Consider the following 20,832-nt stretch of genomic DNA (forward strand, 5'->3'; position numbering starts at 1 on the left):
CAAAATTTGGTGATTAATAGATTCGTAAACCCATTTTTCGTTCATCAATTCCCGTTTTAATTATTATAATTTTGATTTTGAAATCGCTAAAATTAAACCAATCTAGTGAGTGCAAAACTGCCATTTTTTAATTTTCTGGTTTTCTCAATTGTTCTAGAATCGGCTCATTAGTAAAAGTGATGTGAGTTTGTGGCTTTTCATTGAGTTGATCATAAATAACAATACTATTTTGCCCCGATTTCAACCAACAACCTGGTACATATAGCGTTTGTTGTGGTCCTACTTTCCAATATCTTCCAAGATTATGTCCATTGACAAATACAATTCCCTTTCCCCACTCTGACATATCAAGAAATGTGTCGGCTGGTTTCTCTATTGTTACTGTAGATTCATACAAAACAGGTCGTCCAATTTTTATCGTTTCATTTTTAACGAATGGGACTTCATTCATTGGCATTTTATACATTTCCCATCCACCACTAATTTCATAATCATTTATTAAAATTGGAGAAATAATTCCTTTGGTGTTGTGTACTATTTCTGCTCCGTAGTTGATACGTCCCATATTTTCGACTAGGATTTCCAAAATACCACTAAAAGGTATAGTAACAGCCAATTCATATTTATTAAAAACCCTGTTTAATTCACCAACGTTTACTCCATTCACATAAACTGTAGCAAAGTCTCTCAATCCTTCTATTTTTAATATGCCTGATATGGGTTGAGTAAATCGTTTTCGATACAAAACATATCCATTTCCCTGACCTAATTTTTCAAATGTTAAAGGTTGGTCACTCACAATTGCTTTTTGTTTTTTTATCCAACTTAAAACATCCATACTAGCTTTTACAACTTGATTGGGATATTTTGTAACTGGAATTTTCTCAGGAATCGGTGCTAATTTTGTTTTGGTGTGCTTTTGCATTATTTCGCGTATTGCCATAAATTTTGATGTTGGCCAACCTGCTTCGCTAATAGGTGCATCATAATCATAACTTGTAATATCGGGCTGAATATCGCTTTCTTCATTATAATTTGCTCCAGAGGTAAATCCAAAATTAGTACCACCATGTACCATATAATAATTAAAAGAAACTCCTGCATTAAGGTAGTTTTTGGTTTGGCTTGCAATCTCATCGCTTCCTATTTTAACAAATGGTTCTGCCCAATGATCGAGCCAGCCCGAATAAAACTCCGCAACCATATAAGGGCCTTGACCCTTATTGTATTTATTAACCTGTTTCTTTAAATTATCAATATTTGTTTCGCCATTGGCAGTCGGTAAAACGCCATCCACAGCTCCATCTTCAAATAACCAAGTTCCATCCGAGGTAAAAAAAGGGGCTTGAAAACCAGTATCTTTGAGCAAATTATAAATAGCCATTTTATAGTCTTTATGATCGCTAGATTTAATATCCGTTCTTTGTGAAACATAAGATCCAAATTCGTTTTCAACCTGAACCATAATAATGGGTCCACCCTGACTTGCAAAAAGTCCTTTAACCTCTGCATACAAATGTTCAAGATAAGTTTTACAAGCCTCTAAAAAAGCTTTATTGTTTGTACGAATCACTAAATCAGGATTGTTTTGTAACCACCAAGGGTATCCACCAAATTCCCACTCACCGCAAGCGTATGGTCCTGGTCTAAGGATTACATATAAACCTTCACTTTTTGCTATGCGAATAAACTCGGCTAAATCCTTATTGCCCGTTTTAAAATCCCATACTCCCGGTTCTATTTCGTGATAATTCCAAAACACATAAGTAGCAACAGTATTCATCCCCATAGCTTTGAGCATTTGTAATCTGTGCCTCCAGTACTCTCTAGGAATACGTTCATAGTGCATTTCTCCTGAATGTATTTTTATAATTTTACCGTCTTGACGAAATTCTCCATCAGAAATAGTAAATACTTTTGACTGCCCTAGAATACTATAGGGTAATAAACAAATTAATAAAATTCCGAACCTAAATAAAAACTGCTTCATTTTTTTCATTTTTAAAATACTGTTACATCATATTAACTTATACCTATGATTTATGTTTTACGCTTATTAATTTTTAAATTCATTATTACTTAAAGAATAAGGAACATTTTCATTTTTACTTCCCCAGTATTTATTTGGCCTTTTATCTACATTGAATTCTAATCTTCCTCCTTTTTGAATTACATCAAATTTTATAAAACTATTAAAATAGGCATCCCCATTTAAAGTAGCAGACTGTATGTATAAATTATCTTTAGAATTGTTTTTAGCATCAATTTGAAACTTCTTTCCGTTTTCTAAATAAAGAGTTACTTTTTTAAATAAAGGACTTCCTATTACATACTGATCAACACCTGAAGTAACAGGATAAAATCCTAGCGAACTAAAAACATACCAAGCAGAAGTTTGTCCATTGTCCTCATCACCACAGTAACCATCTGGTGTTGCAGCATATAATTTAGTAAGAACTTCTCTTATTTTTTTTTGTGCTTTATAGGGTTGATTGGCATAATTATATAGATAAATCATGTGTTGAATGGGTTGATTACCATGAGCATAATTCCCCATATTCGCGACTTGCATTTCACGAATTTCATGAATCGTTTGTCCATAATAAGAATCGTCAAAAGAGGGTGGCATCTGAAAAACTTCATCAAGTTTTGAGGCAAATTTTTCTTTTCCTCCCATCAAATCTATTAACCCTTGAATATCATGAAATACCGACCATGTGTAGTGCAAACTATTTCCTTCGGTAAACGCATCTCCCCATTTTAAAGGATTAAAAGGAGTTTGAAAATCTCCTTCTTTGTTTTTACCTCTCATTAAGTTTACTGAAGGATCAAATACATTTTTATAATTTAACGATTTCTTGAAATAGGTATCTGCAATGTTTGTCTTGCCTAACTTTTGTGCCATTTTAGCAATGGTAAAATCTGCAAAAGCATATTCTAGTGTTCGAGCGACATTTTCATTTATACCAACGTTGTAAGGAACATACCCCAAAGTATTATAATATCCTAAACCTTCACGACCAACAGATTTGACAGGTCTACCTTCTTCGATTGTTGCGTTTTTTAACATTGCCTCAAATAGCAGTTCAGTATCCTTATTTTGAACCCCTTTTAAAAAAGCATCGGCTATAATTGGTGCAGAATTGGATCCGACCATACAATCTCTATGACCCGGGCTTGCCCATTCTGGTAACCAACCTGACTCTTTGTAAGTATTAGCGAGTCCTTCCAAAATATGACCATTCATATCAGGATACATCATATTAAAAAAAGGAAAAACAGCTCTAAAAGTGTCCCAAAATCCATTATCTGTAAACATATAACCTGAATTTACTTTGCCATTGTAAGGGCTATAATGTACTACTGCATTATTTTTATCATATTCATAAAACTTTCTAGGGAATAACAACACACGGTATAAACTTGAATAAAATGTTCTGACATGATCTATATTGTCGTCTTCCACTTGAATTCTACTTAATTCTTTTTCCCAAGCTTGTTTTGCCTTCTCTTTAGTTTCTTCAAAAGTATCCTTACCTATTTCTTTACTCAAGTTAAGTTGAGCCTGATCTAAACTTATAAAGGATGAAGCTACTTTTACATGCACAACTTCCCCTTTTTTAGTTTTAAAACCAATGATTGCTCCTACATGCTCACCTTTACTTTCCGTAGCATTAGTAAGTATTTTCCATCCATCTGTCCAAGTATGGTTTATCTCAAAATCTTTATCAAACTCGGCCACAAAATAGTTATGGAAATTTTCTGGAACACCTCCACTATTATTGCGACAATACCCTATTATTTTGCGCTCACTCGGAATAATTTTGACCATAGAGCCTTTAAAAAAGGCATCCAGCATAATATAGGAGGTGTTAGATTCTGGAAAAGTAAATTTAAAATGAGCCGCTCTTTCTGTTGGAGAAACCTCTGCTGTTACATCGTAATCAGCCAAATAAACTGAATAATAATACGGTTTAGCCGTTTCTGCTTTATGCGAAAACCAAGATTCCCGATCATCTTCTTGAAATTTCAAATTTCCAGTTACAGCCATCAACGAGAAAGCGGCATAATCATTAATCCAAGGACTTGGTTGGTGTGTTTGTTTAATTCCTCTAATTTTTTTATCATGGTATTTATAAGTCCAACCATCTCCCATTTTGGCAGTCATTGGAGACCAAAAATTCATTGCCCAAGGAGTAGCAATTACGGGATAGGTGTTACCGTTAGATATACTATAATCGGAGTCAGTTCCCATTAAGGGATTAACATAATCTACTAAACTTTGTTTTTCTTGACTAATTAGTTCTTGATTTGCGGATAGACATAATACAAAACCAACTACAATAAATTCCCTTATTTTATCTCTTACTTTCAACTCTTTATATTTTAAATTAATTATATCAATTTAATTGCTTTCAATGACTTGTCCTTTTTCCCTATATAAATCAACTGTTCCATTTAATTGTATGGCTATTACAGTAACTTCATCGTCTTGTACTTCTTCAGGTAAATCAATATATAACAAGCCTGGAACTTCACTCCAATACTGTTTACCAACCACATTATAATTTAATTTCGTTCCATTACCTACAACCCAAATTCGATTGACTTGATTTTTTAAACCTTTAATCAACAAAGAACCATTTGGTTTATTATCTACATATAAATACAAAATTGTTCTATCCTTAGATAATGCAGTATATCCATTAAAATGACCATGAGAAATACCTGCTCTAGTCCCATAAATAGCTGATTCATGCTTGTTTGTCCATCGCCCTAAATCTTTTAAAATTGCTACTTGTTCTTCAGGAATAGTGCCATCGGGTTTAGGTCCTATATCCAAAAGTAAATTTCCTCCCATACTAATACAATCAACCAAAATTCTAATCAATTGATTTACACTTTTATAATTCTTATCATTAGGTTGGTATCCCCAAGAATTATTGATAGTCATACACAACTCCCAATAATCGTTTTCTGGCTTCGTTACGGGAACTCCTTGTTCTGGTGTTTCATAATCTCCATAACCTTGCAATCTAGAATTGATAATGGTTGTAGGTTTTTTTTCTAATAATAATTTTCTTATTTCTTTAGCTTTCCATTGCTCTGCTGATTGTTCCCAGTCACCATCAAACCAATATAAATCTGGATTAAATTGGGTTAACTCCCCTAATTGTCCAAAATTAAATTTGGTAAAAGCATCCCATTTTTCACTGTCATTTTCATATTTTTTCTCCTTTCTAGTAAAAATGGGATAATTAGGATTTGACCAATCTAATAAAGAATAATACAAACCTACTTTTAAATTTTCTTTACGAGCAGCATTGACAAAAGGCGTAATTAAATCTCTTTTTGCTTTCGTTTTCTTAATCACATTAAGATCGCTAAACTTAGTATCCCAAAGTGCCACTCCATCATGATGTTTTGTTGTAATTACCGTATATTTTGCTCCAGTTTCCTTTATCAATTTTGCCCAATATTCAGGATCATAATTTTTAGCAGTAAATCCATCTAATTGTTTCATATAATCAGGATAGGAAATGTAATCATTATAAAACGACCAAGATTCATCTATACCATTTACAGCATAGATTCCCCAATGAATAAAAATCCCCAATTTAGCATCTTTAAACCATTCTAGTCGCTGTTCTTTTGACAATTCCTTAGCTTGACCAATGATTTGATTTTGAGTAAATAAAAACAAAATCAATATGATTTTTAAGTATTTCATATATTAATCTATTAAAATTTCGTCAAAAAACAGAAAAGAACTATCTCCTTTTGGGCTTTTCTTTAAATTAGTCGCTATTACTTTTACAAACCTTGTAATAGTTTTTTCGAAACTAATTTTAAAATTTTTTAATTCTGATTTGGAGTTGGTCGCAAACGGATGTGTTATTTCCCCAACTTTTTTATAAGTTTTGCCATCCGTAGAAATAAAAACTTTTATCTCTGTTGGAAAATAAATCCCCGAACCTTGATTCTCTAAAGAACCTAATATCACTTGATCAATTGCTTGCATTTTCTCTAAATCAATAACTACTTCCATATCATCCTCCAACCAAGCTTGCCATTGTCCATCATGAAAATTTTTGCTCCCTCTGATGATATTAGCCAAACTTAAGTTACCATCTCCTTTGTAATTTTTATTGTAAGGTGTTTTAAATGTTAATTGATGTCCTACTGCATTATGAAATTGAATACTATCCGTAAAAACTTTACCTACTGGTTTATCATTTTTGAACAAAGAAGCTTTTAGAATAGTTGTACCTTGAATCGCAATAGAATCGGAGTACTTTATGGCTTGATTGTCTAAATTTTTATTGTCCAAAACATAGCGAATATCCGCATTAGGAAATTCATTTTTTAAAGCCACTTTAATCTGTTTTTTATCCAAATTAGCTGCTGAAACTGCCGATATCAAATAAGCGCTTTTAGAATAATTAATTCCTAAATAATCATAACGTTCTAACAATAAAGGTAATCTTGTGGTAAAATCATTCCAATTTCGAGCTTCTTTTGGACTCCATAAAACCTCTGCCATGGCTCCTAATCTTGGAAAAATCATATATTCTGACTGCTGAGTCGTAGGGATATATTCTGCCCATAAATTGGCTTGACCTCCCAAAACATGTTTGGCTTGTTCAGGAGACATTGCATCAACAATAGGGTCAAATTGATATACTTTACTCAATGGAGAATAACCTCCAAAAGCAAGAGGCTCTTCGTTTTGTGGACCTTGATAATGATCAAAATAACAATGGGATTGTGGTGTCATAATTACATCATGACCTTGTTTAGATGCTTCGATTCCTCCTTCATTGCCTTGCCAACTCATCACTGTGGCATCGGGAGCTAATCCGCCTTCTAAAATTTCGTCCCAACCAATTACTTTTTTGCCTTTCGAATTGATGTATTTCTCCATTCTTTTAATGAAGTAACTCTGTAATTCATGTACGTTTTTCAAACCTTCATCCTGCATTCTTTTTTGACAATGCGGACATTTTTCCCAATTGGTTTTAGTGGCTTCATCTCCTCCAATGTGAATGTATTTAGAAGGAAATATGGTAACAACTTCATCAATTACATCTTGTAAAAATTCAAAAGTATTTTCTTTTCCCGCACAATAAATATCAGTAATAGGCCAAACTCCGCCTGATGGAACTCCAATTCTTTGATTAAAACAAGTCAATTCTGGATAAGCCGCAATGGCACTACTCACGTGAGCTGGCATTTCGATTTCTGGAATAACTTGGATGTTTTTAGTTCCTGCGTATTTTATAATTTCTTTTAATTCCTCTTGGGTTAAAAATCCACCATAGGTTCCTTTTTCATCTGGATTTACAGTAAGTCTAGCATTCCAAATCACGTTTTCCTGATCCACTCTCCAAGCACCAATTTCAGTTAGTTTTGGATATTTTTTAATTTCAATTCGCCATCCTTGATCGTCCACTAAATGCAAGTGGAGCACATTCATTTTTAGCATTGCCAATCGATCAATAGTTTCTAACACATAACTTTTATTAAAGAAATGACGTGATAAATCCAACATCAAACCTCTCCATTGAAAACGAGGTTCATCTTTAATACTCACATTAGGTATAACCCAATTTACATTTGCTACTTGTTTTTTACTTTCGATAGCTGTTGGTAATAATTGTCTAATACTTTCAAGTCCATAGATAAAACCTGCATTCTCATTAGCGGTAATGACAATACTTTTAGAAGTTACTTCTAATTGATACGCTTCACGATTTAAATTTTTGTCGATTTTGAATTCGATGTAATTGTTCTTTGGTTTTTTATTCGAAAATTCAGGCTGCCATCCTGTTGCGGATTTAAATTTGCTCATCAAGGCAGTAGCTATTTCTTTTTGAGAAGCAGTTGTAGCAATAATTTTAGTCTCTCTACTAAATTCGAATTTCCCTTCTTTAACTTCAACACTAGAGGGTTTTGGTATAATTGCTATTTCCTTCTGAGCAACAACCGAAGTAGAAATCAAAAGTAAAAAAAAGGCAATCGATGTATTAATTATTTTCATAAATTATATGTATTAAAAGACTTGTTTGTTAAGACTATCGCATTTGTAAAAAGCCTATTATTATGAAAGTAGGGATTAATTATCCCAACTCATTTTGGATTGAGCATCTTCCATTCTATTGCCTTTTTGGTCATCACAAACAGCATAGTTAAAACCAGAGCGTAAACTATAACCTGCATGTTCTCCTTTTTTATTTAGAGCAATAAAACCCACTTGCAAATATTCCATGTCTTTGTGGTTTTTATGTTTGTTGTAAATACGCTCCGTGATTTCTTTGCAAGCTTCGAATGGCGATTTTCCCTGACGCATTAATTCAACAACCATAGCACTTCCGGCAGTTCGAATCACGGCTTCTCCTAATCCTGTTGCTGCTGCAGCTCCTACTTCATTATCCAGAAAAAGTCCCGCGCCGATGATTGGGGAGTCACCGACGCGACCGTGCATTTTCCAGGCTGCTCCACTGGTGGTACAAGCACCCGAAAGATTTCCATCTTCATCAATCATCAACATACTTATAGTATCGTGATTTTCGATATTAATTACCGGTTTGTATTTGGATTCTTCTAACCATTTTTTCCAGTCTTTCTCGGATTCTGGAGTTAATAAATTTTCTTCAACAAATCCTTCTGAAAGTGCAAATTGCAAGGCACCTTGTCCAGATAACATGACGTGTGGCGTATTTTCTAAAACTCTTTTGGCTACCGAAAGCGGATGTTTGATTCCTTGCAAAAAAGAAACCGATCCACAATTGCTATTGTGATCCATTATGCACGCATCTAGCGTAACCTTTCCTTCACGGTCAGGATAACCGCCATAACCCACACTGCGAACATTGGGATCGGCTTCAGGGATTTTCATTCCCGCTTCTATAGCATCCAAGGCTGGTTTTCCCGCTTTTAATTGTTTCCAGGTTTCAGCATTGGCTGGCAAACCATGATTCCAGGTTGAAATAACTACTGGCTTTTTTGTCTTTTTAGCACCACTTTTTTTCGTTTCCTCTGCATTTTGAGCCACTCCATGAAATCCAAAAACAGAACTTACAGCTAATGTTCCTAAGGTGGTTTTTTTTATAAAATCTCTTCTGTTAGACATATCTTGATTATTTAAAAATTTCTGATGACAAAGCATTCTCATTTTTTTCAAAAACGGGAGACTTTCCCATTGTAAATACTAAAGTTCCTCCCTGAGTAATCTCTTTGTGCGTTATATAATTTCTATCAATTTTTTTTCCGTTTAAAACAACAAATTGTATGTATATATTTTCTTTACTATTTTTCTCGGTTTGAATAATAAATGTTTTGTTGTTTTCCAAATTAATCGTGGCAGTATGGAATATTGGCGAACCAAAAACATATACCCCTTGAGCCGGATTCACAGGATAAAAACCAAGGGAGCTCAATACATACCAAGATGACATTTGCCCGCAATCTTCATTTCCACAATGCCCATTTGGTTGATTTTTATATTGTGTTTCCAATATTTCACGAACCCTTTTTTGAGATTTCCAAGGTTTATTAATATAGTTGTATAAGTAGGCAACGTGATGACTCGGTTCGTTACCGTGCGCATACTGACCTATCATTCCAGTACTAAAAATGGGCAATTTATCTTCTGGCAAGGGTTTTAAAGCAAACATAGAGTCTAACTTTTTCTCAAAATAATCTTTCCCTCCTACTACTTTTATTAAACTTTCAATGTTTTGAGGAACTGACCAAAAATATTGCCAAGCATTACTTTCGCAAAAATAGGGGGTATACTCCTTTGGAATAAAATTATTTATAAACTGCCCATTTTTTAATTTAGGACGCATAAACGTACTTTTAGCATCATACACATTTTTCCAGTTTTCTGAACGATTCAAAAAATATTTATAATCATTTGGTTTATTTAACGCTTTTGCAAATTGAGCTAAGCACCAATCATCATAAGCATATTCAAGAGTTTTAGAAACGGACCAATTTTCTCCACTACCATCGACAGGTACATAACCTATAGATTTGTAGGTATCTAACTGCCTTGCATCTACCATTGAGCTCTCTTTGCAGGCTTTGTAAGCCAATGCTATATCAAAATTTTTAATCCCTTTAAAATAAGCATCTACAATTACAGGAATAGCATGATTGCCTATCATCATGTTAGTTTCATTCCCTTGTAAGGACCAAACGGGTAATAACCCTGTTTCGTTATAATGTGCCAATAATGAATTAATCATACTAGATACTCGATTAGGATGTAAAATAGTATATAATGGATGAGCTGCTCTATAGGTGTCCCATAAGGAGAAAGTATCATACCTATCATAGCCTTTTGCCTTTTGATTTTCACCATTAGCCCCTTTATAATCTCCGTTACAATCACTTAATAAAGTTGGTGCCAACATAGATTGATACAACATCGTATAAAAAATCTTTTTCTTAGTTTCATCCGTTGTTGTTACTTGAATTTTTTGCAATTCATTTTCCCAAAGGGTACTCGCTTTTTCTTTATACTTTTCAAAATCAAAATCGGGAGCTTCTACTGTTAAGGATTTATATGCACCTTGAATTGTTGCTGTAGAAAGTCCTGTTTTTAGAATTATTTCTTCCTTATCATTGGTTTTATAATTCAAAATTATTTTTGTCTTTACCGCTTCAACTGGACTGTTAGATAAGGAATCATTTTTATAAATTTGATAGGTTTTAAATGGTTTTGAAAATTTGATCACAAAAAATACCCTTTGGTCTTTTGCCCAACCAGTTGATTTTCGGTAGCCTTCAATAGTGGTTTTATCTACTACTTTAATATACGTTTTGGTTGGTGCATCCCAATTCAAATTATATCCTAAATCAATGTGAATTTGTGACGCATCATCTTTAGGAAAAGTATACTTATGAATTCCTGTTCTTGCTGTTGTTGTTAATTCAGCTTTTATACCATAATCTAATAAATCTACCGTATAATACCCTGGAGTAGCCGCTTCCTTAGCATGCGAAAAACTAGAATAGGGCATATAATTATTATCCTTTATTCTTTTATTGAACCGACTATTGGTAGGCATTACTAAAATATCATATAAATCACCAGCTCCTGTACCAGTCAAGTGCATGTGCGAAAAACCGGTAATTATAGAGTCATTATAAAAATAACCTGCAATTCTGTCCCAACCAGGAATACCAATATCAGGACTTAATTGTACCATTCCATAGGGTATTGTTGCTCCGGGATATGTATTTCCTGGACCACTTGTACCTACAAACGGATTTACGTAATTGACTAATTTATTGTCATTGGAATTAAAAAAGCTGCAATTATATAAAAAGGTCAGAAATACTATGAATATAAAACCTCTGTTTTTCATTATTTCAAACTTGCTTTGGTTTCTTTGATCGTTTTCAAATTACTAACAGACAAGGCATTTCCGTCAAAGAAAGTAACGCCAACAGCTCCATTTTCTTTTGCCTGTAAAATAGCTTCTTTCAGTTCTTTATCGTTCTTTAATCCTGGGATGTAAATTCCGGTGTTAATTTTCGTTTTTTTACCTTCTAAATCAGTAACACCTTGCTTTGTAGCGTAACCCACCCAGTCAATTTCTTCATCATAAAAACTATTATAAATCATTGGGTAAACCTCGTCGATATTCCATTTATCCCAACGCTGACGCACCATGTGATCTGCCATTTCCGGATAAGGAAAAACGGCTGCAGTTAATTGTTTGTTATGTTTGTGTACAATTTGAAACGCATCATCAACAACTGCTTTTATTGCATTTAATCTGAAATTTTTCCACTCCATATCAATAGAAGTATTGTGGCTTTCTCTTGGATTTTTATGATGGATTTTTTCGAATGCATTAGTACATTCATCACAATAACAGAAATCGAATTGCGGTAATTCTACATCTTGAACCAGATTATACTTTGGTAATAAGCTAATGGGTAAAAAGATGTCTGGGAAACGAATATAATCTAAGTGAACACTTTCAATTCCGTCTACTTTTGCCAATTCCTCAACCAAAGCCAAAACATGTTCTCTTGACTCTTTTCTGGTTGGACACAACCATTGATAGTAATCTACATAAGGGCGGTTGTCAAAACAAGACTTCCCATCTTTACTCACCATGTACCAATCTGGGTGTTGCAAAGCAAGTGAATCACCAGGTCTGTTCATTGCCATAATCCAAGCATGTACTTTTAGTCCTTCTTTTGTAGCTAGAGGCACTAATCTTTGCAAGAGTTTTGGATCTGTAGAAGTATTAATTAACACTTCGTCAATTCCTCCATCTTTGTATTTTTTAAATTCTTTTGTATATTCTGCGTCAGATTTTTTTGCATCCGCAGTTGTCCAGACTCCAAATTTAAAAGGAATTTTATCCTCATTACTTGTACATGAAATGATACTAAGTGCTAATAAAAAAAGGAATAATTTAGGTAGTTTCATAGTGATTTTAGTTTGATATAATTTTACCATCTTCTTTAATAATCAATGTTTTGTTGGAAAAAGGACTCTTTACTGAAATAGTATACCCAGTTTTGTAATTTTCTAAAACGGGTTTTATCGCTTTTCCATCGACAACAATAGACGATATTTTCAATAAATCTGAGGATTTAGGCCAAGCATTGTTTTTTTGATAATATCTTTTTTGTGCACGATAAAGAGAATATAATTCCCATTTTATTTTTTCATCTTGAGGAATTGTAAAACTGTCTTTTCCTTCTTTCGAAGAAAAATAAACATAACCCCATTTTTCAGGTTCGTGCATGTTGATTACCCCTTGTGGAGACCAAACCCAGTTGTATTCAGGCAAAAATTTACCAGAAGCGTCTTTCTTGCGTTCGTATTTACCATTGATGATATCATGTTGCCAATTGACTCTGGAAAAATTCACTCGCCAAAAATTATCCCTTGGTACATTGTCTTCTCCATACGATTTTCTATAAGCTGCCCAAGGAATTGCTATTTCCAGCATCCAGCCTTCATCAGTGTCGTTTGGATTGTTTAATGTTCCATTAATTTTTACCGCCGATTGTAATCCTGTAATATTCCAATCGTTTAAAACCACAAGATCATTTTCTCTATAAGGTTTGGTTAAAAACAAATCCCAGGCGGTATTTAAGGCGTTGATTTCTAATTCGTAATAATTAAAGGTATCGCCATCTGGGTCTATGAAAACTTCAAAATCGTTGTTATAAAAAATAATGGTGTCGCGTTGTTTTAAATTAGCCCAAACATGCGGTTCTTCCATTTTAGCTAAGATGTAATAGTTGGTTTCATCCCAAAGCATTTTTACCTGAGTAGCGTACTTTGGTTTTTCGACTCCTTCGATATCAATAAAAGCATCTGACCAATCCACTTTTGACCAAGAAGCATCAGAATCGTCGCCATCAATTACAATTTTATCTGTAGTTTTATAGGCTACATAGGTTTTAGGCACAATTCCTTTTTTGGATTGTGAAAAACCAAGAACAGAAATTAATCCGAATACAAGGGCTAAATATTTCATTTTTACAAGCATACTTTCTCTATAAACTGTTTTCTTTTGTAAATTGAATTACTTCACTTAATTTACCAAAAGCTATGGCTACCACTGTATCTGCTGCACCGTAATATACGGCTAATTTATCTTCTTTTATATCATGTAAAGCAGCACATGGAAAAACTACATTGGGCACATCTCCTACTTGCTCATAATTTACGGCAGGGCCTAATAAATAAGGTTGTGTTCTATATTTTACCATATCTGGTGCATCCACTTCCAAAAGCGCTGCTCCCATAGCGTAACGAAACCCATTGCAGGTATTGATTACTCCGTGGTAAATCATCAACCAACCTTCATCAGTAAGTATAGGAATTGGGCCTGCACCAATTTTAGTACACTGCCAGGCACTATCTTCAAAAGGTGTTGGTTTCATTACCAAACGGTGTTCGCCCCAATATTTCATATCTGGACTATAACTAATCCAAATATCGCCAAAAGGTGTGTGCCCGTTATCACTTGGACGGCTTAACATGGCATATTTGCCATTGATTTTTTGTGGAAACAAAACACCATTTCTGTTAAAAGGCAAATAGGCATTTTCGCATTGGAAAAACTCTTTGAAATCAAAAGTGTAGCCAATACCAATTGTGGGTCCATTGTACCCATTACACCAGGTAATCCAATAGCGATCTTCTATAAAAACCACACGAGGATCATATTTATAAGCTGATTCAATCATTTCGGTATTACCGGCTTGCATTACAATAGGTTCACGATTGATCTCCCAGTTGATTCCATCTTTACTAAAACCAGCAAAAATGTTCATTTGAACTGCTTTGTTATCACATCTAAAAACACCTGCAAATCCGTCTTCAAATGGTACTACTGCGCTATTAAAAACACTATTTGATGATGGAATAGCGTAACGATCAATAATTGGATTCTCTGAATATCTCCACATTACATCGTTACTGTTTTCTGGTCTATCTTGCCAAGGAATTGTACTCATTATTTTCTTATTTGTTGTTTATTCGTTTATGTGTTTATTTGTGGATTTGGTTATTTGTTAAACCAATCTTTAAATCCTTAGATTTTCCTTACTTTATCCAGCCAAGTGAATTTTAAAATAGTGGTTGTTACTAAAAAAACTATTAAAGCCGCAATTGTTTTAGGATAATCTCTAATCATGAAGAATATAGGCAACACAATCATACTGGATTGCCATACGATTCCAATAACGCAATTCAACATATCTTTTGTAAACTCATTATTTTTTTCAAAAGTTAAATCGTCTTTTTTTAATGTTTTATAAACAGGTTTCCACCATCCCCAAGGTCTTACATTGGTATAGAATGATTTTAACACTTCAATATCAGTAGGCTTACTCAAAAAAGTTCCTAAAATAGAACCTAAAATAGAGAAAGCTAATATCACTGGAAATAAATAAATCGCTTGCATTTCGGACACATCATACAGCCATGTTCCGGGAGTAAAATTGCCTTTGTTTTGATCCAAAACAAATTCTAATGAAGCTACGATAAGTCCGGAAAACATTCCCCAGAAGTAACCCCAACCATTAAATCGCCACCAAACCCATTTTAAAAAATTGGCAGCTACATAACCGCCAAATAAAGCACTGGTAATCCATAAAGTCAAGGAATTAATCGAATTAGCAAAAAAGCCCATAAAAACACCTAAACCTACCACTAAAAACGAAGCCACCTGACTTATTTTAATGTAATGTTCGCTGGTTTCATTAGGTTTAAAATATTTTTTATACAAATCATTTACAATATAAGCGGGTCCAGCATTCACAAAAGCAGAGAAAGTGGACATAAATGCCGCCAGCAAACCGGCTAATAACAAACCTTTAATTCCCACTGGAATATGAAGATTAATTACTTTTGGCATAATGATTTCTAAATCGGCACCACTTAAATTGGGATTCAGATTCATTTCTGGAGCTAAAGTCACCAGAGCAATTACTACAATTCCTGCAATCAACAAATACCTTGGAATAAAAAGAATTAAATTAGTAAATCCGCTCATGTATGCGGCTTCTTTTACTGATTTAGTCGAAAGAATTCGTTGCAAATCATAACTCGGGGTTGGCCCTGCAATACTGGCAAAAAAACCTTTGAATAAAGACATTCCTACCAAAGATCCAAACATTTTATAACCTTCGGTATCAATCAAATTATTAAAAGCCTGGAATTTGTCTCCCCAATGCGGCCCTAATTCCGAAGAGAAAAATACGTTTCTCCATTCTTCAGTAATCACCGAATTGATTTGAACATCAGTGTAATTAATAAAAGCGTATCCTGCAACTAATATTCCTGCCACCACCATAATTCCGTATTGTAACACCTCTGTTGCAACCACTGAGAACATTCCGCCTTTGATGGTGTAAATGGTAGTTAAAAAGATAATCACCAAGGCATAAGACTGTTCTGAATTCAACAGCGTAAAATCGGAAAAATGAATAGCCAAATCCCAAGGTAAAATAATAGTCATAAATTTTCCTATTCCTTCAAAGAAATAAGCGATAAAACCGATGGTAGAAACAATGGCAAAAACAGCCACAATAATATGAGAAGCTCTTCCAGCTTTGTCATTTCCAAAACGAGTTAAAATCCATTCAGATCCCGTCATGGTATTGGATTTCCGAATCCAAACTGCTAGAAACATCATCACAAAAATTTGATTCCAAATAGGCCAAAGCCACATGAAAAAGAAACTTTTTACTCCATATAAAAACAACACACCCACCATCCAGGCTGTTCCTGAAACATCAAACATTCCGGATCCATTACTTAATCCTAAATAATACCATTTGATAGAATTGCCTCCTAAAAAATAATCATCTAAACCTTTGGATGCTTTTCTAGAAATCCAAACCCCAATACCAATGGTTAACAGGATATAAAAAACGATGATGGCTACGTCAATGCTATTCATTATTTTGATGTTTTATTCGTTAATCCCCAGTTTTTATTGGGCTTTGAACCCATAACAAAATGCAAAACACCACCTTGTAATAGCTGTTGATGCGAGATTGCTGTTTGATTGAAAGCAACTTCGTTAAGCGTTGCTGATTGAATGTAAAAATTCTTGTCGGAAACATTTTCAGCTTCTATAACAAAGGTTTTTCCTCCTTGAAGTTTGATGGTGGTTTTTTCGAAAATAGGACTTCCTATTTCGTATTCACCCGAAGCGGGATTCATTGGATACAATCCCATGGAACTAAAAATATACCAAGCCGACATTTGTCCGCAATCTTCATTTCCACTTAATCCGTTGGGTGTTGTATTGTATTGTGTATCTAAAATATGACGCACCCAATATTGCGTTCTCCAAGGCTGATTGGCATGATTGAACATGTAAGCAATATGATGACTTGGTTCATTACCATGTGCATATTGACCAATTAACCCCGAAATATCTGCCGAAACATTGTTGCCTGTAATTTCTGAACTTTCGGTAAACAACTGTTCTAAACGTTTTGCAAACACTTCATTGCTTCCGTGAAGCGAAATAAAATCATCTACATTATGCGGTACAAACCAGCTGTGTTGCCACGCATTTCCTTCGGTATAATCGGTGTGCTCTCTATGATTCGAATGTTTGGGATCAAAAGGTTCGTTCCATGATTTTCCATCTGCCGATTTTCCGCGCATGAATCCTGTTTTCGAATCAAATAAATGCTGATAGGCTTTAGAACGATTTAGAAAAAACTGATAATCTTCATTTTTACCAAGTGCTTTTGCCATTTGTGCCACACACCAGTCGTCATAGGCATATTCTAAAGTAATCGTAACCGATTCATCCAATAAATTATAAGGAATAAAACCAAATTTTTGATACAAATCCAATCCGCGTTCGTTTTGCATCATGGTATTTTTCATGGCTTCGAAAGCTTTTTCGGCATCAAAACCTTTAATTCCGTTTTTATAAGCATTTAAGATTACTGGAATCGAATGATAACCAGTCATCGTATTGGTTTCATTGGCATATAACGTCCAAACGGGTAAAACTTTTTTGGTTTCATAATAGGCTAACATCGAATTAACCATATCCGAAACTCTATTGGGTGCTAATAAAGTCAACAAAGGATTTTCGGCTCTAAAAGTATCCCAAAGTGATAAAGTAGAATAGGCCGTATAATTTTTAGCGGTTATAATTTGATCGTCTTCTCTTCTAAACTGACCATTTTTATCACTGTAGGTAACTGGTGCAACTTGTGCGTGATACATAGCGGTATAAAAAATAGTTTTCAACGAATCTACAGGAGTTTCTACTTCTATTGTTGATAACGCAGTATTCCAAGCAGTTGCAGCGGCCGATTTTACTTTTTCGAAATTAAAATTGCCTTGGTCTAAATTGTCTTTGGCATTAGCCACACTAACAGAGGATAAGGCTACTTTTACTCCTAACTCATTAGTGCTTTTTTCGTCAAAAAATAATTGTGCTGCTGTTCGTTCTCCTTTTGTAGCGTTCGTTTTTATTAATTTCCCATCAGCTGTTAATTCGTAACTAGAAATAGGTTTTGAAAACTGAGCAACAAAAAACACTTTCTGATTTTTTGCCCATCCCGTACTAAAACGATATCCACTTATGGTCGTTTCATTTTCAATAGTAATTCCTGATGCTGTAGCCTTGTCCCAGTTAATTGCAAAACCAAGATCAATAACTACGGCTTGTTTGTCATTTTTTTTGTAAGTGTATTTATGAAAAGCCGTACGTTCAGACGAAGTTAATTCTACATTAATTTTAGGGTCGTTTAAGAACACTTGATAATAACCTGGTTTTGCAGTTTCGTTCGTATGACTGTAACCTGATTTATATGGAAGTGAATCTCGAGAAGTAACTTTTGTAGTTAAATCTACTTTTTTATTAATGGGCATAAAAAGAATATCGGCCAAATCGCCAATCCCCGTTCCGCTTAAATGCAAATGACTAAAACCCGCAACAATAGAATCAGAATAATGATAACCCGAACACCAATCCCAACTGGAAATACCATTATCTGGGCTAGGTTGCAGCATTCCAAAAGGAACTGTTGCTCCTGGATACGTATGTCCGTGCCCACCTGTACCTATAAAAGGATTGACGTGATTTGTTAAATTTTCATTTCTACTATTAATTTTGTCACTGTTTGATTTACAATTCGAGAGCAAAACTGTAGCTAAAACAACTAAAGCGATATTCTTCATAAACGATATTCTTAAATTTAACATTAAATTTATATAAATTTGACCGCAGTCAAAATAATTTTAGACAGACAACAAAAAAACAAAGCTAAACACCACAAAAAGGTGTGAGAAACAAAAAACGCAACAATGATTTTCAATTCAAACAAGTTTCATAAAATTCCATTGCACTACCATATTACCTTTTGGTTCATTTACTTTGTATTTAATACTTTTAGATGGGGAAGTTATTTTAACGATTACACCTATTCCTTAAAATCAAACTTACTAGGCTTTCCTATTCACATGACCTTATGTTATTTAAATATACTGGTTTTAATGCCCTACTTAATTTACAAAAAAAAGTACGTGCAATATATTTTCATTTTATTAATTGCGCTTTTTAGTATGGTATTGATAAAATTTAGCCTTACCTATTTTTTAATCAGTCACAATGTTTGGCCCGAAGGTCCAGAACCAATAGAAAAACTAACATTGAATTATACCATCGACATGATGATAGGTGAACTTTATGTAATTACTTTTGTAACGGCTATTAAAATTACTTTAGACTTTATTAAAGAACATAAAAGAGTTACCGATCTTGAAAAATCAAATTTAGAAACCGAATTATTGTTTCTAAAGTCGCAAATTTCTCCTCATTTTTTCTTTAATACACTTAATAATATTTATTCGTTATCGGTCGAAAAATCGAATAAAACTCCTAGAATTATTTTAAAATTATCCGAGTTAATGCGCTATATGCTTTATGAAACTCAGAGTAAAAAACAAACCTTAGAAAACGAAATTCTCTGTATCCAAAATTATTTAGACTTAGAGCGCATTCGACATGACGAAAGACTGGAAGTTAACATGTATATTTCTGGTGATATTCAGGACAAAGAAATTTCACCTATGCTGCTGTTAACCTTTATAGAAAATTCTTTTAAACATGGTGTTAATAAAAATGTAGGCCATGTTAAAATAGATATTAATTTTAAAATCAAAGAGGATTTTCTCTATTTTTCGGTTTCAAATCCTATGCCTACTATAACTAAACATGTAGACAACTTTAACAAATCAAGTGGTATTGGAATTGAAAATGTAAAAAAAAGACTTGAATTAGGGTATAACAATAACGATTATAAGCTGTCAATTAAAAATAAAAACAATACTTTTGTGATTAAACTTAAAATAAGAGTTTCCTAAATAGGTCTCTTATTTCCTCCCACTCCACAATTGTTTTGACTCTTAAAAATTATAAAAAAATGAAAATCAAATGTCTAATAATAGATGATGAGCCATTAGCAATTAATGTAATAAAAAACTATATAGAACAAATTGAAGATCTAGAATTAATAAATTCTTTCAGTAATTCAATTGAAGGTTTAAACTTTTTAAAGAACAACAGCGTCGATGTTATATTCTTAGATATCAATATGCCTGTACTGGATGGCATCAATTTCATTAAGAGTTTAGAAAACCCACCACTTTTAGTCATTACAAGTGCTTATGACGAATTTGCCATAGAAACTTATGAATTAGATGTTCTGGATTACTTAGTTAAACCTATAGAATTCCCAAGGTTGATGAAGGCTGTCAATAAAATCAATAAAAGACTTGATACTTCGAGCAAAACACCTCTAGAAAACAGTAAAGAACATCCATTTATCTTTGTGAAAATTGACAAAAAGAAAATGAAAAAAATATTTTTAGACGAAATCTTAGTCATCGAAAGCCTAAAAGACTATCTAAAAATAAACACCACATCAGGCAAATATATCATCCACAGCACATTATCTGACTTTACTAATTTATTACCTGAAAGAGATTTTATTAGAATACACCGTTCCTATACTGTAGCTATTGATAAAATTGATGCCGTAGAAGGAAATAGTATCGAAATTGAAGGTTTAAGATACGTTATTGGAAGATCGTATATTGACGAAGTAAAACAAAGAATATTAAATTCGGCTATTTAATACTACTATTTTTACCTTTAAATTTTGATTTTGATTTCTTGATAGTCTTTAAACTAATCGCTATGGCGTGGTAGCCATTTGTGCTTTCACGCTATTTTATATTATATACTCTTTGTTGAGAAATGTTTCATTTTTTTTTTTTTAGAATATAGGTATATTTTCAGT

At 33.6% G+C, this 20,832-nt stretch carries 13 protein-coding genes; 2 read left to right on the top strand and 11 right to left on the bottom strand.

Annotation, left to right across the window (positions count from 1 at the left end; translation table 11 throughout):
* Positions 1 to 127 precede the first annotated feature (127 nt).
* The 11 genes from AAGV28_RS15230 to AAGV28_RS15280 form a co-directional block, all read right to left on the bottom strand.
* Positions 128 to 1,999, bottom strand: coding sequence for a glycoside hydrolase family 35 protein (locus AAGV28_RS15230; protein WP_373407612.1), 1,872 nt, complete (start codon positions 1,997 to 1,999; stop codon positions 128 to 130).
* A gap of 57 nt (positions 2,000 to 2,056) precedes the next feature.
* On the bottom strand, positions 2,057 to 4,375 hold the full coding sequence (locus AAGV28_RS15235) for a GH92 family glycosyl hydrolase (protein WP_373407613.1): 2,319 nt from the start codon (positions 4,373 to 4,375) through the stop codon (positions 2,057 to 2,059).
* A 30-nt stretch (positions 4,376 to 4,405) separates the two neighbouring features.
* Positions 4,406 to 5,731, bottom strand: a complete 1,326-nt coding sequence (locus tag AAGV28_RS15240; RefSeq protein ID WP_373407614.1) for an alpha-L-fucosidase — start codon at positions 5,729 to 5,731, stop codon at positions 4,406 to 4,408.
* A 3-nt stretch (positions 5,732 to 5,734) separates the two neighbouring features.
* Positions 5,735 to 8,041, bottom strand: coding sequence for a glycoside hydrolase family 20 protein (locus tag AAGV28_RS15245; RefSeq protein ID WP_373407615.1), 2,307 nt, complete (start codon positions 8,039 to 8,041; stop codon positions 5,735 to 5,737).
* A gap of 75 nt (positions 8,042 to 8,116) precedes the next feature.
* The gene (locus tag AAGV28_RS15250) at positions 8,117 to 9,133 is read right to left on the bottom strand and encodes an isoaspartyl peptidase/L-asparaginase family protein (protein ID WP_373407616.1); all 1,017 of its coding nucleotides are present in this window, start codon (positions 9,131 to 9,133) and stop codon (positions 8,117 to 8,119) included.
* 7 nt (positions 9,134 to 9,140) lie between these two features.
* A complete protein-coding gene (locus AAGV28_RS15255) occupies positions 9,141 to 11,378 on the bottom strand; it encodes a GH92 family glycosyl hydrolase (RefSeq protein WP_373407617.1) in 2,238 nt (745 codons plus the stop codon).
* The gene (locus AAGV28_RS15260; protein WP_373407618.1) at positions 11,378 to 12,457 is read right to left on the bottom strand and encodes a putative glycoside hydrolase; all 1,080 of its coding nucleotides are present in this window, start codon (positions 12,455 to 12,457) and stop codon (positions 11,378 to 11,380) included. Before AAGV28_RS15260 ends, AAGV28_RS15255 begins: the two co-directional genes overlap by 1 nt.
* A 7-nt stretch (positions 12,458 to 12,464) precedes the next feature.
* On the bottom strand, positions 12,465 to 13,520 hold the full coding sequence (locus AAGV28_RS15265) for a carbohydrate-binding family 9-like protein (RefSeq protein WP_373407619.1): 1,056 nt from the start codon (positions 13,518 to 13,520) through the stop codon (positions 12,465 to 12,467).
* 19 nt (positions 13,521 to 13,539) lie between these two features.
* Positions 13,540 to 14,505: a glycoside hydrolase family 130 protein gene (locus tag AAGV28_RS15270; protein WP_373407620.1), complete on the bottom strand. Its 966-nt coding sequence runs from the start codon at positions 14,503 to 14,505 to the stop codon at positions 13,540 to 13,542.
* 77 nt (positions 14,506 to 14,582) lie between these two features.
* Positions 14,583 to 16,454: a sodium:solute symporter family protein gene (locus AAGV28_RS15275; RefSeq protein WP_373407621.1), complete on the bottom strand. Its 1,872-nt coding sequence runs from the start codon at positions 16,452 to 16,454 to the stop codon at positions 14,583 to 14,585.
* Positions 16,454 to 18,709 (bottom strand): GH92 family glycosyl hydrolase, encoded by a 2,256-nt coding sequence (locus AAGV28_RS15280; protein ID WP_373407622.1) that lies wholly within the window; start codon positions 18,707 to 18,709, stop codon positions 16,454 to 16,456. Before AAGV28_RS15280 ends, AAGV28_RS15275 begins: the two co-directional genes overlap by 1 nt.
* Before the next feature lie 126 nt (positions 18,710 to 18,835).
* On the opposite strand from AAGV28_RS15280, the gene AAGV28_RS15285 reads away from it, so the two are divergent.
* Positions 18,836 to 19,894, top strand: a complete 1,059-nt coding sequence (locus AAGV28_RS15285) for a sensor histidine kinase (protein ID WP_373407623.1) — start codon at positions 18,836 to 18,838, stop codon at positions 19,892 to 19,894.
* Between the two features lie 59 nt (positions 19,895 to 19,953).
* Positions 19,954 to 20,667, top strand: coding sequence for a LytR/AlgR family response regulator transcription factor (locus tag AAGV28_RS15290; RefSeq protein ID WP_373407624.1), 714 nt, complete (start codon positions 19,954 to 19,956; stop codon positions 20,665 to 20,667).
* The last annotated feature ends 165 nt before the right edge of the window (positions 20,668 to 20,832 follow it).

The organism is Flavobacterium zubiriense, assembly GCF_041729725.1.
GTDB lineage: Bacteria > Bacteroidota > Bacteroidia > Flavobacteriales > Flavobacteriaceae > Flavobacterium > Flavobacterium zubiriense.